Annotated in this window: 8 protein-coding genes; 6 read left to right on the top strand and 2 right to left on the bottom strand. The window is 71.8% G+C overall.

The genetic code is table 11. The features are described 5' to 3' along the window. Positions 1–676 precede the first annotated feature (676 nt). A complete protein-coding gene (locus AB0G35_RS28870; RefSeq protein WP_360955596.1) occupies positions 677–2710 on the bottom strand; it encodes a SpoIIE family protein phosphatase in 2034 nt (677 codons plus the stop codon). A gap of 373 nt (positions 2711–3083) precedes the next feature. Between AB0G35_RS28870 and AB0G35_RS28865 the strand changes: the two genes are divergently transcribed. From AB0G35_RS28865 to AB0G35_RS28840, 6 genes are all read left to right on the top strand, one after another. Continuing rightward, positions 3084–3704, top strand: coding sequence for an L-threonylcarbamoyladenylate synthase (locus AB0G35_RS28865; protein WP_360955590.1), 621 nt, complete (start codon positions 3084–3086; stop codon positions 3702–3704). A gap of 85 nt (positions 3705–3789) precedes the next feature. Beyond that, positions 3790–4611 carry a VOC family protein gene (locus AB0G35_RS28860; protein WP_360955588.1) on the top strand — a complete coding sequence of 274 codons (822 nt, stop codon included), beginning with the start codon at positions 3790–3792 and terminating at the stop codon, positions 4609–4611. A 163-nt stretch (positions 4612–4774) separates the two neighbouring features. Continuing rightward, complete coding sequence (locus AB0G35_RS28855) at positions 4775–6331, top strand: GMC family oxidoreductase N-terminal domain-containing protein (protein ID WP_360955586.1); 1557 nt, start codon at positions 4775–4777, stop codon at positions 6329–6331. A 202-nt stretch (positions 6332–6533) separates the two neighbouring features. Continuing rightward, on the top strand, positions 6534–8552 hold the full coding sequence (locus tag AB0G35_RS28850) for a LodA/GoxA family CTQ-dependent oxidase (protein WP_360955584.1): 2019 nt from the start codon (positions 6534–6536) through the stop codon (positions 8550–8552). Further along, entirely contained in the window at positions 8549–9712 is a 1164-nt protein-coding gene (locus AB0G35_RS28845) for an FAD-dependent monooxygenase (RefSeq protein ID WP_360955582.1), read from the top strand. The genes AB0G35_RS28850 and AB0G35_RS28845 overlap by 4 nt, the downstream gene beginning before the upstream one ends. Next, the gene (locus tag AB0G35_RS28840) at positions 9709–10428 is read left to right on the top strand and encodes a hypothetical protein (protein ID WP_360955580.1); all 720 of its coding nucleotides are present in this window, start codon (positions 9709–9711) and stop codon (positions 10426–10428) included. The genes AB0G35_RS28845 and AB0G35_RS28840 overlap by 4 nt, the downstream gene beginning before the upstream one ends. A gap of 124 nt (positions 10429–10552) precedes the next feature. On the opposite strand, the gene eccCb is transcribed toward AB0G35_RS28840, so the two are convergent. Beyond that, positions 10553–14902, bottom strand: coding sequence for a type VII secretion protein EccCb (gene eccCb / locus AB0G35_RS28835; RefSeq protein WP_360955578.1), 4350 nt, complete (start codon positions 14900–14902; stop codon positions 10553–10555). Between the last annotated feature and the right edge of the window lie 44 nt (positions 14903–14946).

Genomic DNA, 14946 nt, shown 5'->3' with positions numbered 1-14946 from the left:
GAACCAGCTGCGCTGGTACCCGTGCTTTACGTCCACACACCAGGCCCCTCCGGCCCGTCCCCTCCCGTTGGGGGTGGGAATGCGGTGGGTGGGGGTGGACGTTGGGGCATGCAAGGGGGCGTGGCGTCCCGTAGGGGAGGGTCGAACAGATCCCGTAGGGGGTGCGAGAGCCCCCTGCTGGGCCTCAACTCGACGGGCCGGGGCGGGTATTCCCGACACTGCATGAGGCGAGGTACGGCGCAAGGCGACGTACGGCACGAGGCGACGTACGGCACGAGGCGACATACGACACGCGGCGACGTACGACGCAAGGCGACATACGACACGAGGCGAGGTACGGCACAAGGCGATACACGACACGAGGCGTGTGGCGGCCGAACCACAAGGCCCGCCCCCACCGGCCCCTCACCCCCACCCACGGGAGGGGACAGACCGGAGGACGAAGTCTGGAGGGCTGTCACCGCACCCGAAAACACCACGCCCGCCGCCAGGCGCAACGGCGAGACGCCTCACGGCGGGACAGTCGACAACGTACGCGGCGCCGCACAGCGCGCAACGGCGAGACGCCCCGCGGCGCCGCAGACAGGTACGTGGGTGGCACCGCGCGCACCGGCGAGCAACCCCCGCGGCGCGAAAGCCAGGTACGTGGGGAGACAAGGCCAAGCGCAGCGGACCGTCAAAGGCAACGCGCAATGAGAAGCGCGACGTCGTCGGGGTCCTCCGGACGGCGTAGCTCGCGGAGGAGGCGGTCGCAGGTGTCCTCCAGGGAGCGGTCCGGCGCGTCCAGCAGGCGCAGCAGGGTGTCCAGACGCTCGTCGAGGGAGTGGTGGCGGGTCTCGACCAGCCCGTCGGTGTACAGGACGAGCTGGTCGCCGGGATCGAGGTGCACCGTGGTGTTCTCGAACGGGACGCCGCCGACCCCGAGCGGGGTGCCGGTCGGCAGGTCGAGGAACGCGGGGTGCCGGCCGCGGCGCACCAGGACCGGCGGCAGATGGCCGGCGGTGGCCAGGTGGCAGGCGGCCCGGCGCGGGTCGTAGATCGCGTAGACGCAGGTCGCGATGTAGTGCTCCAGCGCCGAGGTGATCTTGTCGAGGTGCGTCAGCACCTGCGCGGGATCCAGGTCGAGGTCGGCGAAGGCGCTGGTCGCGGTGCGCAGCCGGCCCATGGTCGCGGCCGCGTCGATGCCGCTGCCCATGACGTCGCCGACGACGAGCGCGGTCCGGTCGCCCTCCAGCGGCAGTACGTCGTACCAGTCGCCGCCGATCTCGTACGTGGCCTGTGCGGGCCGGTAGCGGGAGGCGATCTGCAGGCCGGGGAGCTGCGGCGGGTGGTCCGGGAGCAGGCTGCGCTGGAGGGTCTCGGCGGCGTTGCGCACGCTCTGGTGCGACCGGGCGTTGTCGATGCACACCGCGGCGCGGGCGGCCAGCTCACCGGCGAGGGCGAGGTCGTCCTCGTCGAACGGCTGCGGGGTGCGGGCCCGGGACATCCCCAGGAAGCCGAGGATCTGGCCCCGGGCGGTGAGCGGGGCCAGCAGGTAGGAGTGCACCCCGGCCCGGGCCATCCGGGCGGCGGCGGGGGCGTCCCGGGCGATGCGGGCGAGGTCCCGGTCGTCGGTGTGCGACACCAGGATCGGGCGGCCGGTGCGGACGCACTGGGTGGCCAGGCGGTCGGGGGCGTAGGCGACGATCTGGCCGGGCGGATCGGCGGCCTGGACGGCCTCGGTGGGGTAGGCGGCCTTCACCGCGAGGGCGCGGAAGAGCGCGGGCCCCTCGGCGGCGTCGTGGCGGTGCTCGTCCAGGACGGAGTCCAGCACGTCGACGGTGACCACGTCGGCCAGTTCGGGGACGGTGACCTCGGCCAGCTCACGGGCGGTCTGCCGGACCTCCAGGGTGGTGCCGATACGGGCGGTGCCGTCGGCGACCAGGGCCAGCCGGCGCCGGGCCTCGGTGGCCTCCATGGCGGCCTGGTAGCGGTCGGTGACGTCGACCACGAGGTCGGCCACCCCCAGCACCCGGCCCTGGGGGTCGTCCAGCCGGTACAGCGAGATCGACCAGGCGTGCAGCCGGCCCGGGTCGGCGGGGGTGTGACCGACGATCGTGGTCTGGTCGACCATGGGCGTGCCGGTCTTCAGGACCTGCCGCATCGCGGTCTCGGGCACCTCGAACTTCGCGGCGGTCATGATCTCGCGGTAGTGCCGGCCCAGGTGCTCCTTGGCGGGGATGCCGTGCATCCGTTCCAGGGCCGGGTTCACGGCCACGTACCGCAGTCCGGTGTCGAGGATCGCCAGTCCGATGGGGGACTGGGAGATCAGCCGGGTGGACAGCGCGACGTCCCGTTCCAGCTCGCGCAGGGTCGGTGAGTCGGTGGCGAGCCCGAGGGCGTAGAAGTCGCCGCGGTCGTCCAGCAGGCGCATGCTGCGCAGCTCCACCATGCGCGCGGTGCCGTCCTTGTGCCGGACCGGGAACGTCCCGCCCCAGCTCCGGCCGGTCTCCATGACCTCGGCGAACTTCTTCAGCACCAGGTCCCAGTGCTCTTCGTGGACGAGCAGTGGCGCAGCGTACTGACCCAGGGCCTCCTCGGCGGTGTAGCCGTACAGGTCCTCGGCCTGCGGGCTCCACAGCGCGATCCGGCCGTCCGCGTCCACGAGCACGGCGGCCACACCGAGGAGGTCCATCAGCCCGCTCGGCGGGGACCACCGGCCTTGCGGCAGACCGTCCTCGGGCCCGTCGCCGGCCGGCGGGGTCCCGGGGTCTTCGGCTGCGCTCACCCGGGCACTCCTTCCACTGCCCCGGCTTCCATCGTGCCCCCGTCCCTCCGGATGCGCCGACCGGGGAAGGCGCCGGTCCGCCCGTCGGGGACGTGCCGGTACGAATTCCCCTTACGCCGTGCCGCCTTCGCGCGCCGGGCGCCCGGCCGCCCGGACCGCGACCGCCTGCCTCGGCCCTGCCCGGCTGCTGCCTTGGCGTCGCCTGGCCGTCTGCCTCGGCCTCGCCCGGCCGTCTGCCTCGGCCCCTGCCCGTCCGCCCGCCTCGGCCCTGCCCGGCCGCCCCGGCGTAGCAGCCCCGATCACCTAGACTCGGCGGATGGCGAAGTACTTCGATGTCCACCCGGAAAACCCCCAGCGGCGCACCCTCACCACCATCGCGGACAGCATCCGCTCCGGCTCCCTCGTCGCGTATCCGACGGACTCGTGCTACGCGCTCGGATGCCAGCTGGGCAGTCGGGACGGCATGAGTCGGATCCGGTCGATCCGGAACCTCGACGAGCGCCACCACTTCACCCTGCTGTGCCAGAACTTCGCGCAGCTGGGGCAGTTCGTGCACGTCGACAACGACGTCTTCCGCGCCATCAAGGCCGCGACGCCCGGGAGTTACACCTTCATCCTCCCCGCGACCCGGGAGGTCCCGCGGCAGCTGCAGCACCCGAAGAAGAAGACCGTCGGGGTCCGGATCCCCGACCACGTCGTCGCCCAGGCCCTGCTCGCCGAACTCGGTGAACCGCTGCTCTCCAGCACCCTGCTGCTGCCCGACGAGGACGAGCCGATGACGCAGGGCTGGGAGATCAAGGAACGGCTCGACCACGTGGTGGACGCCGTGGTCGACTCCGGCGACTGCGGCACCGAACCGACCACCGTCATCGACTTCTCCGGCGGCGAACCCGAGATCGTACGGCGCGGCGCGGGCGACACCGCGCGGTTCGAGTAGCCATCCGGCGGGCGCCGCACTCCGTTCGGCGCGCGGACCGCACCCCGCGCGCCTAGCGTGAAAGTCGGAGGGAGTGAGGCACACCATGAGCGATTTCCCGGAAGGCGCCCCCTGCTGGGCGGACGCGATGTTCAAGGACGTCGAAGGCGCCAAGAGCTTCTACGGCGAGGTGCTCGGCTGGACCTTCGGCGAGGCGGCCAGTGAGTACGGCAATTACACCCAGGCGTATTCCGGCGGTAAGGCCGTCGCCGCAGTCGTCCCGCCGATGCCCGGTGGAGATGACGTGCCGTCCGCCTGGTGCCTGTATTTCGCGTCCCCCGACGTGGCGAAGACCGCGGAGAAGATCAAGGGCGCCGGCGGCACCCTCCTCATGGAGCCGATGCAGGTCGGTTCGTTCGGCTCGATGGTGCTCGCCAAGGAGCCCAGCGGTGCCGTCTTCGGCGTCTGGCAGGCCGGTGAACACCACGGATTCGAGAAGGTGGCCGAACCGGGTGCGTACTGCTGGGCCGAGGTGTTCACGCGCGCCCCGGAAAAGGCCGACGCCTTCCTCAAGGCGGTGTTCCCGTTTTCCGCGAAGAAGATCGAACCCGGTGACGGCCCCGAGGCTCAGGGCATGGACTTCAAGGTCTTCAGCCTCGGCGACTCCGGAAATCCGGTGCTCGGCCGGATGAAAATGGGGGACGAATTCCCGGCCGAGGTCCCGTCCTACATCCAGGTCTATTTCACCGTTGCGAACTGCGACGACGCCGTGGCCGCGGCGAAGAAGCTCGGCGGCCGGCTGTACTTCGGCCCCATGGACAGCCCCTTCGGCCGTTTCGCCGCCCTCGCCGACCCGCAGGGCGCGGCCTTCGCCGTCATCGACACGACCACGACCGCCGGCGAGATGCCCCGGATGAGCGACGCCTAGGCACGGTCCACCCGGCCCGTCGGCCGGTGACGAGGGCGAGGTCTGCCTGCCCGTCGCCGGACCGCACGGGCCGTCCGACAATGGCCGGTTTCCCGGTGTGGGGGACCGGCCGATGCGGCTTGGGTGGGGGCTTCCACCACCGCGTTGGGGAGGGGACGGGACGGTGTACGACTACATCATCGTGGGTGCCGGATCGGCGGGGTGCGTACTGGCAGCCCGGCTCAGCGAGGACGAGGACGTCCGCGTGCTGCTCGTCGAGGCGGGGCCGCCGGACGACGCCCGGGAGATCCACGTACCGGCCGCGCTGGCCAAGCTGTTCCAGACGAAGTACGACTGGCGCTATCTCAGCGACTGCGAACCGGGGCTGGACGGCCGCCGCCGGGCCCTCCCCAGGGGCCGCATGCTTGGCGGGTCGTCGTCCATGAACGCCATGATCTACATCCGGGGCAACCGGCGCGACTACGACGCCTGGGCCGCCGCCGGCGCCGAGCGGTGGGGCTGGGACGACGTCCTGCCGTACTTCCTGCGCGCCGAGGACTTCCAGGGGCCGCCCTCGCCCTGGCACGGCACCGGCGGGCCGCTCACGGTCAGCGAGGGCCGCTCCCGCCACCCCTTGATGGCCGCCTACGTGGCGGCGGCACAGGAGGCGGGCCACCCCCTCACCAGCGACTTCAACGGCCCGGAACAGGACGGCGTCGGCCACTACCACCTCACCCAGCGAGCCGGTCTGCGCTGCAGCACCGCCGTCGGCTACCTGCGGCCCGCCCTGAGCCGGCCGAACCTCGACGTGCTCACCGGAGCCCAGTGCACCCGCGTGCTGTTCGACGGCGACCGCGCGACCGGCGTCGAGCTGGACCGCGGCGGGGAGTTGCTGCGGCGGCGGGCGGACCGCGAAGTGGTGCTCTCCGCCGGCGCGTACAACTCCCCGCAGCTGCTGATGCTGTCCGGGATCGGACCGGCCGAGGAACTGGCGGCCCACGGCATCACCGTCCGCGTCGACCTCCCGGTGGGGGAGAACCTCCAGGACCACCCGCACGTCGGCCTCATCTTCCTGACCGACACACCGTCCCTGATGACCGCCGAAACCCCGGAGAACGTACGGGAGTTGGAGGACCACGGGACCGGCCCGCTCACCTCCAACGTCGGCGAGGCCGGCGGTTTCCACCGCACGCTCGACGGCCTCGAAGCCCCCGACATCCAGGTGCACGCCACCCCGGTGATGTTCCACGAGGAGGGCCTCGGCGCGGTCACCGACCACGCGTTCATGGTGGGCGCGGCGCTGCTCACCCCCACCAGCCGGGGCAAGGTCTCGCTGCGCTCCGCGATCCCCAGCGCGCAGCCGCGCATCCTGCACAACTACCTGGTCACCGAGGAGGACCGGGCCACGATGGTCCGCGCGGTCAGGCTGCTGCTGGACCTCGCCGACCGGCCCAGCCTGCGCAAGCACCGCAGGGCCGACTTCCGCCACCCCGCGTCCCTGACGGACCAGGGCCTGCTGGACTTCATCCGGCGCGAACTGCACACCCTGTACCACCCGGCGGGCAGCTGCGCCATCGGTCCCGTCGTCGACCCGCGCCTCACGGTGCACGGCGTGCGCGGGCTGCGGGTGGTGGACGCCTCCGTGATGCCCACCGTCGTACGGGGCAACACCAACGCCCCCACGATCATGATCGCCGAAAAGGCGGCGGACCTGATCCGCGACCTCCCGGCGCCCGTCTGACCCTGTCCGCCGGGGTCCCGGTGCCGGATCGCCCGTCGTCACGGGCCGTGGAACGACGGCGGGCGATATCGGCTCCGGGACGGCCGAAGGGGTGAATTCGTGCACTCATTGCGACGCCTTGCGGGGGCGTTCCGAATTGAGGTGTTCCTACGGTTGAGCCAGCGGTGGGCATTCGTGGCCCCACCCCAAGGAAGGCTCTTCCGTGGACAAGCAGATCGTACAGATAAAGATTCACCCGGCCATCGGCATAGCCCGTGTGGGCAACAGTGACCAGCCGCCTTACATCGGCCCGGAATCACCGGATCAGCCGGCACTGCCCATCGAATCGTACAAGGACGGCTCCGGCAAGATCATCCGGCAGGCCGCCCGATTCCGCATCTACGGCTACAACGAGAAGGGGGAGGTCGTCAAGGAACTGAAGCAGGGCCAGGACGGCGTGACGGACATCAAATGGTCCGTGCACCTCGCCAACAAGAAGGCCGCCTGGTACCAGTTCCACATTCCGCTCGACATTCCCGAAGCCACCGCCCTGCCGGACAACCAGCGGTGCCGCCGCAATAGCGACGTCACGGGCCCGGACCGGAAGAAACTCGTCATCGACCCCGGCCGCAAGGAAATCCGCGCCTCCGCACAGGAGACCGCCACCTTCGACGGCAAGATCATGGACAAACCGGTTTCCCTGGGGTCCATCTCCACCCAGCAGGACGGCCGCCTCCTGGTCGTCGGCGGCATCGGCAAGTCGGCCTCCTGGGCCACCCCGGAGAAGCCGATCACCGGCGTCACCAACAATGACACCTGGTACGACGACGTCTCCGACGGCCCGGTGACGGCGGAGGTCACGATCAACGGCGTGACGAAAGCCGCGACCCCCGGCTGGGTCGTGGTCGCCCCGCCGCACTACGCCCCCGGCGTGAAGACCGTCCGCACCCTCTACGACCTGCTCTACGACGTGTTCGTCACCGAACAGACACTGCCCGTCGAGCCCCAGGTCTCGTACCCGGACCACATCGAACCGCTGCTGGGCCGGTTCTGCGATCTGCAGTGGGTCAACCACGGCTTCGCCACCCAGTTCGGCTGGAAGGGACCGCACGACTTCCGCGACCCGGACCTCCGCAAGCGGCTCGCCGACCCGGGCCCGGCCAGCCGCGAACTCCGTCGCCAGATCTACGTCCAGATGCGCGACTACTGCCGGGACGGCATCTCCCCCGTCCCCTGGCCGTGGATCTACGGCGACGCCATGGCCAGCAAGCCCCACTCCATCCGGCAGCACATCACCCTCTCTCCCACCCAGGACCGGATGCTGGCGCTGTGGGCCGAGGGCCACTTCACCTCCGGCCCGCCCCGCACCGGCTACCCCGACGTCGACCAGGCGCCCGCCGCCGAACAACCGCGCCTGCTGGACCGCGGCGCGCTGGAGCACTGCGCCGCCGACGCCTTCCATCCCGGCTGCGAGGTCACCTGGCCGGTGCGGCACAAGACCATGTACTCCGAACCGTTCCGCATCCTGCACCGCACCCCGGAGAACCCGGAACGCGACTACGGCGATGTGCTCAGCATCGCGGACGCCCTCGGCAAGAACGGCCCGCTGTACGCGCAGGGGCCCGGCGACCTCACCCGCTGGATGGCCGCCCCCTGGCAGTGCGACGCGGCGAGCTGCCGCTCCGGCTACGAGGTACGTGCCGGGCTCGGCCCCCGCTACAGCCCCTATCTGCCGACCTTCTGGCCCGCCCAGGTGCCCAACCACGTGCTGAAGCAGGCCGACTTCGACACCGTCAACACCAAGCCGACCGGCAGCGACGACAGCGCCAGGGAGAACGCCTTCGAGAACCGGGCGGTGTGGCTGCGTGGCCTGAAGGGCACCGACTTCAACGTCCAGCGCCGCCAGATGATCGACGACTGGTACAAGTTCGGCGTGGTCCGGACCCAGGAGTACCGGGTGGGCGACGGGAAGTTCCCCCGGTACATGCAGGTGGAGTCCGAGCCCGGGTACCCGCCGGCCCCCGACCACGCCAACCTCCTGAACATCCAGGTGCCCGAGGCGGGAGTGCCCCAACTGGCCGCCGCGGCCGACGCCTGGAGCGGCAGCATCCCGGCCGAGTCCGTCGAGGCGGACCTCGTGCTCCAGGCGGTGCAGGAGGTCAAGGAGGCCACCGGCTACGACGAGACGGCGATCGCTGCCGGATATCTGGAGAAGCTCGACCCCCTGCACGGCTCCCCGTGACCCCGGCGCCCGCCTACGACGTCGTGGTGGCGGGCGGCGGTCCGGCAGGCTGCGCCGCCGCGCTCGCCCTCGTACGGGCCGGGCGCACGGTCCTGCTGGCCGACGCCGGCACCGGACCGCCCAAGCCCGGTGAGGCGCTGGTCTCCGTGGCGCGGCTGCTCCTCGCCGACCTCGGCGTGGACCGGTCCGTCCTGGGCACCGGCCATCTGCCCTGCCACGGCAACCTGTCCGCCTGGGGCTCGTCCGAACTGCACGCCGTGGACTTCCTCCACGACCCGTACGGGCACGGCTGGCACCTGGACCGGGCGCTGTTCGACCGCAGGCTGCGCGCCGCCGCCCGCGCGGCCGGGGCCGACGTCGCCGAACGCACCGCCGTACGGCGCCCCGCCCGGCAACCGGACGGCACCTGGCGGCTCGCCCTGCGCGACCGCTCCCGCGGGGACGAGGAACGCACGGTCCGCTGCCGCTGGGTGCTGGACGCCACCGGGCGGGGTGCGGCGATCGCCGTCCGCGCCGGCGCCCGGCGGCGGACCGGAGACCGGCTGACCGCCCTCCACCTGACCCTGGACCCGGCCCCGCAGCACACCGCCGACGGCCGCTCGCTGGTTGAATCCGACCAGGACGGCTGGTGGTACACGGCCCTGCTGCCCTCCCGGCACCGCCTGGTCGCCTACTTCACCGACCCCGACCTGCCGGTCGCCGACGGGCGCGGCGCGGAACGGTTCCGCGAGCGGCTGCTGGCCACCCGGCACGTCGCCGACCGGGCCCGCCCGCACGGGATCGGCCACCTCCCACCACCCCGCCGGGCCGCCGCGCACACCGCCTATCTGGAGCGGGTGCACGGCGACGGCTGGACGGCCGCCGGCGACGCGGCGGCCGCCTTCGACCCGCTCAGTTCCCAGGGCATCCTCACCGCCCTCTACACCGGGCTGAGCGCGGGCCGGGCGGTGCACGCCCGGCTCCACGGCGACCGCACGGCACTGGCCGGCTACGCGGCACAGGTCGCCACGGCCCGCAGGGCCTACCGGCACGACCACCGTGTCGTGCACGCCCGGGAGACCCGCTGGCCCGACCGCCCCTTCTGGGCCCGACGGCAGCACCACCCGGACACCGTCATCCACCCCGACTCCCCCCACACGAAAGGCGAGACCTCACCATGAGCACCCACCGAGAATCCGGCCACGCCGGACACGAGCACATCCACCGCTTCCTGATCCTCGGCAAGAAGAAGCTGTTCTTCTACCACCTGGCGCTGTACAACCCGCAGTCCGGCCACGACTACCAGGCGGTCTTCACCTTCACCATCAAGGACGACGGTGAACTGCGGGACATGTACCTCAAGGACCTGGCGCAGCACGAGAGCGAGCGGGTCTACTACTCGCTGCGCTGTCCGCACCACTTCGAGCTTCCGGAGCTCCAGCAGGGCAAGGTCTTCACGGTCCACCTGGAGCGGGTCGTCGTCGACGCGCAGGGGAACCGTGACTTCCAGCAGATGACGACGACCGAGACCGAGGTGGAGTGCAAGAAGGAGGACGTCCGCCACTTCCGCCGGCTCGGGAACCTGCCCTACCCCGAGTACCTCACCTACCTGATGTTCGGCGAGGGCGACGAGATCCACCTCGCGCACCAGCTCGCGGCCCGCCCGAACTGGGACGAGGCGGTCACCATCGCCCCCGCGTCGGCCATCGACGCGGCGACCCTGAAGAAGGTCCCGACCTTCGTCATCGAGTCGATCAAGGACGCACACGACAAGCTCCTCGAAAGCCCGCTGAAGAAGGGCCAGCAGTACCAGGGCAAGCTCAACGGGAACGGCGCGAGCGTCGACTTCACCGTGGGCCGCCAGGGCTGGTGGAACCACACCAGTCTCAACGACTGACCGCCCACCCGAAAGGCCCGGGCCGCGACCCCCTCGGGGCCCGGGCCGCTCTGCATGCAGCCCGAGCGGACGCCGGCATCCCTCACCCCGCCCCGCCCCGGACGGAGCGCGGGTGGGTGCCGCGTCACCCGGGCGGGGACCAGGCCGTCTGGACCAGCCGTCCCTCCCGCTTGCGGTTGACGAACAGCGCCCGTCCGGGCGGAAGCCGACGCGCGCGGTGGTTGCCGACCAGCTGCCCCTCACCCGGATCGCCGGACAGCAGCAGCCCCTGCGCGCCCAGTTCGAGGGTGCGCTGCATCACCGGCTCGAACGACGCCCGGCCGGCGCCCGAGGAGCTGCGCGCCAGGATCAGCCGCAGACCCAGATCGCGTGCGAACGGCAGGTATTCCAGCAGGGGCTGCAGCGGATTGCCGCTGCTGGTCGCCACCAGGTCGTAGTCGTCGACGAGCACATAGGCGTCCGGCAGGTCGTACCAGCTGCGGTTGCGCAACTGCTCGGGCGTGACGTCCGGCCCGGGCATCCGCCGGCTCAGCGAACCGGCGAGCCCGGCGATCACCTCCTTCAACTGGGGCCCCATACCGCAGTAGTGGGAGATATGACGGTCCGGGACGTCTCCCAGGAGGGACCGGCGGTAGTCGGCGACGACCAGGAGAGCCCGTTCCGGTGTGTGGCGCTCGGCGACCTGCCGGGCCAGCAGCCGCAGCAGTGAGGACTTGCCCGACTCGCTCTCGCCGTAGACGACCAGCAGCGGATCGGTCTCGAAGTCGAGGTGCACGGGGCTGAGCGCGGCCTCGTCGAGGGCGAACGGAATACCGCCGGCGGGGCCGTCGCCGGGCTTCGGCAACTCCTCGACGGCGAGCAGGGCCGGCAGCATCCGGACCGGTGGCGCGACGGGCCCGTTCCAGTGCCTCCGCACCGCGCTCACCAGCTCCGACAGGGCCTCCCCGAGCGTGTCGGGGTCCGGGCGGCCGTCCAGCCGCGGCAGCGCGGTCAGGAAGTGGTCCCGGTCGGGCGACAGGCCACGGCCGGGCCGGCCGATCGGCACGTTCTCGGCCTCCCGGCGGTCGACCTCCGACTCCAGCGGATCGCCCAGGCGCAGTTCCACCCGGTTGAGCAGCAGATCGCGCAGCGCGGGCCGGACCTCGGTGTACCGGTTGGCGCCGACGAGGAGATGGACGCCCAGGCCGAGGCCGCGCCCGGCGATGTCGAGGACCGCGGCCTCCAGCTCCTCGTGGTCGGTCCGGAACGACGACCAGCCGTCGATCACCAGGAACACGTCGCCCCATGCCTCGTCGGGGAACTGCCCGGCGGCCCGGCGCTTCCGGTAGGTGGCCATGGAGTCGAGGGACCGGGACCGGAAGAGCTCCTCGCGGCGGTCGAGGACGCCCGCGACCTCGGAGATCGTACGGCGGACCTGGTCGGGGTCCAGCCGGGAGGCGACGGTACCGACATGGGGCAGCCCCGCGACGTCGAACATGCCGCCGCCACCGAAGTCGACGCAGTAGAACTGCACTTCACGCGGGGTGTGGGTGAGGGCGAACGCGGCGATCACCGAGCGCAGCGCGGTCGACTTGCCCGACTGGGGGCCGCCGACGAACAGCCCGTGACCGGCCGCACCGGAGAAGTCCAGGTAGCGGATGTCGCGCCGCTGCTGGTACGGCCTGTCCACGATCCCCGCGGGCACCATGAGCGTGCCGGAGGTGAACTCCTCCGCGTGCAGGCCCCGTTCGGCCGTCACCGCGAGCGCCGGCAGCAGCTGGTCCACCGTCGCCGACTCCTCCAGCGGTGGCAGCCACACCTGGTGCGCCGCCGGCCCCCGGCCGTCCATCCGCTGCACCAGCACGTCCAGGACGGTGTCGGCGAGCGCATCCGGAGGGTCCGACGTCCCGCCCGGAGCCCGGTGGACGCCGGAGACGTACGCGGCCTTGAAGCGGGACATGGCGTCGCCGTCGTGGCGGAGGATGCCGGACCCCGGCGAGCTCGGCAGGTGATAGGCGTCCGGTACGCCGATCGCCGCCCGTGACTCCGCGGCGGAGAACGTCCGCAGCCCGATCCGGTACGACAGGTAGGTGTCCAGGCCGCGCAGCCGTCCCTCATCCAGCCGTTGCGAGGCGAGCAGCATATGGACGCCCAGCGAGCGGCCGATCCGGCCGATCCGGATGAACATCTCGATGAAGTCGGGTTTCGCCGTGAGCAGTTCGCTGAACTCGTCGACCACCAGGACCAGCGAGGGCAGCGGTGCCAGCGGTGCCCCGGCGGCCCGGGCGTCCTCGTAGGCGGTGACGTTGGGGTAGGTGCCGGCGTCCCGCAACAGCTCCTGGCGGCGCTGCAGTTCGCCGGTGATCGCGTCCCGCATCCGGTCGATCAGCGCGGTGTCGTCGGCGAGGTTGGTGATCACGGCCGCCACGTGCGGCAGCATCGACATACCGGCGAAGGTCGCACCGCCCTTGAAGTCCGCCAGGATGAAGTTGAGGTTCTCCGAGGAGTGCGTGACCGCCAGCGCCAGCACCAGGGTGCGCAGCAGCTCGGACTTGCCGGAACCGGTCGAGCCCACGCACAGCCCGTGCGGTCCCATCCCGCCCTGGGCGGCCTCCTTGAGGTCCACCACGGCCGGCTGTCCGTCCTGCCCGATGCCGATCGGCACCCGCAGGCGTTCCCGCGCGGTGCGCGGCCGCCACGCCTGGACGGGGTCGAACGCGCCGGGGTCCCCGATCCCCATCAGCTGGGTGAAGTCGAGCTGATCCGCGACGCGGGAGACGGGCGGCGCGATGTCGTCGGCCGCCGACCGCGACCAGCCGGTGCGGGCCCGCCGGCCCAGCGCGGCCGCCGCCGTCGCCAGATCGTCCACCGCGGTGACGCCGTCCGTCCGGGGCAGGGCGATGTGCACGTACCGTTTCTCGGCCCGGTCCGTGCACAGGGCCACACCGGGGGTCGCCGGGGTCAGCCGCGCGGCCGGCTCCGGGTGGACGAGGGAGGCGTCGGGGGAGCTGAGCGCCAGCTCGAAGCGGGTCAGCATCACGTCCAGCAGCGACGTGGGCAGGGCCGACCAGTGCGGCGTGGTCACCGCGAGGTGCACACCGTGCCGCAGGCTCGTCGCCCCGATGCCGCGCAGCGCCACCGCGAGGTCCTGGAAGTTCTCGGCGAACTCCGACCAGCCGTCGATCACGAGGAACATATCGGCCACCGGCTGGTCGGCGAGGTCGCCGCGGGCCCGCGCGCCGCGGTACGCCTCGATGGAGTCGATCGACGGCAGGCGCTCGAAGGCGTTCTCCCGCAGGGAGTTGAGCCAGACGGCGTGCGCCACCATGCGGTGCACCTCGTCCGGGTTCTGGCGGTGCGCGATGCCGCGGACGTGCGGCAGATGCGTCAGCCGGCGCAAGCCACCGCCACCGAAGTCGATGCAGTGGAACTCGACCTCGTGCGGGGTGTGCGTCAGGGCCAGCGACGTCACCAGGGTCTGCAGCAGCAGCGTCTTGCCGCTGCGCGGACCGCCGGCGACCGCCACGTGTCCGGCGCCTCCGGACAGGTCCACACAGTGCGTGCGGACCCGGCGCCCCTCGATGCGGTGCGACCGGCCGACCGGGGTGATCAGACGGCCGCTGTCCCGCCAGTCCACCGCCGACAGCCCACGCTCCTCGGTCACCGCCAGCGGCGGCAGCAACTGGTCCAGGGTCGTCAGGGCCGACGGACCCTCGGCCTCGGTGAGGCCCGGGAAGGGCCGGTGCGCGTGCGCGGCCGCCTTCGACAGCCGCAGCCGGCTGCCGCCCTGGATGTCGCTGCCGAAGAAGGTGGGCTTCTGCTCGTGGGTACGGGCGACCACCTCGGCCACGTACTGGTACAGCTCCTGCGCCGTGACCCAGCCGTCCTCGTCGAGATCGGCCCGGCCCGTGGTGAGGCCGTCGATCACCGCGCGGGTGAACACCGAACTCCACTCGGCCGCACCGGCCCCCGGCGTCTCGTCCTCCAGGGCCTCCTGGACGGAGTTGGCGGCGGTGATCACATAGCTGCCGCGGTCGACGAACTGCCGGGGGATGTCCTCGGCGTCCGCACCGCCCTTGGACGCACCGAACGCACCGGAGAAGCAGCAGTCCAGCAGGGCGATCTTCTGCTTGGCCCGGCTGTACTCCATCGACTCCTTGATGAACTCCGCCGAGACCGAGCTGGCCCGGACCATCTCGCGGCTGGACTTGACGGTCGCGAAGTGCAGCCGCCCCCGGCCGTCCTTCAGCCCGTGGCAGGACAGGTAGACCAGGGCGAGATCGACCCCGCGGTCCTGGAAGAGCCGCTCGACGGCCTCCTCGATGACCGCCTTCGACTCGTCGATCAGCACCTGCACGGAATCGAACTGCCCGACGTCGGGGTCTTCCAGGAGCGCGGCCAGCTTCCGGGCGTCGTGCACCGGCGAACGCAACTGGGGGAGGGAGTCGTCGAGATAGCGCTCGGTGGCGATGAGCAGGGCACGCCGTTCACCCACCCGACCCTCCTACGCCCACCACCATCGGGCCGACGGTAAGTCGC

It is taken from the genome of Streptomyces sp. NPDC021749, assembly GCF_040640655.1.
Lineage (GTDB): Bacteria > Actinomycetota > Actinomycetes > Streptomycetales > Streptomycetaceae > Streptomyces.
This window is presented reverse-complemented; position numbering and strand designations above follow the sequence as displayed.

Excerpts from the sequence above, each read along its gene's own strand:
- AB0G35_RS28865 (WP_360955590.1), top strand. The coding sequence starts at position 3,084 with ATGGCGAAGTACTTCGATGTCCACCCGGAAAACCCCCAGCGGCGCACC.
- AB0G35_RS28860 (WP_360955588.1), top strand. The coding sequence starts at position 3,790 with ATGAGCGATTTCCCGGAAGGCGCCCCCTGCTGGGCGGACGCGATGTTC.
- AB0G35_RS28840 (WP_360955580.1), top strand. The coding sequence starts at position 9,709 with ATGAGCACCCACCGAGAATCCGGCCACGCCGGACACGAGCACATCCAC.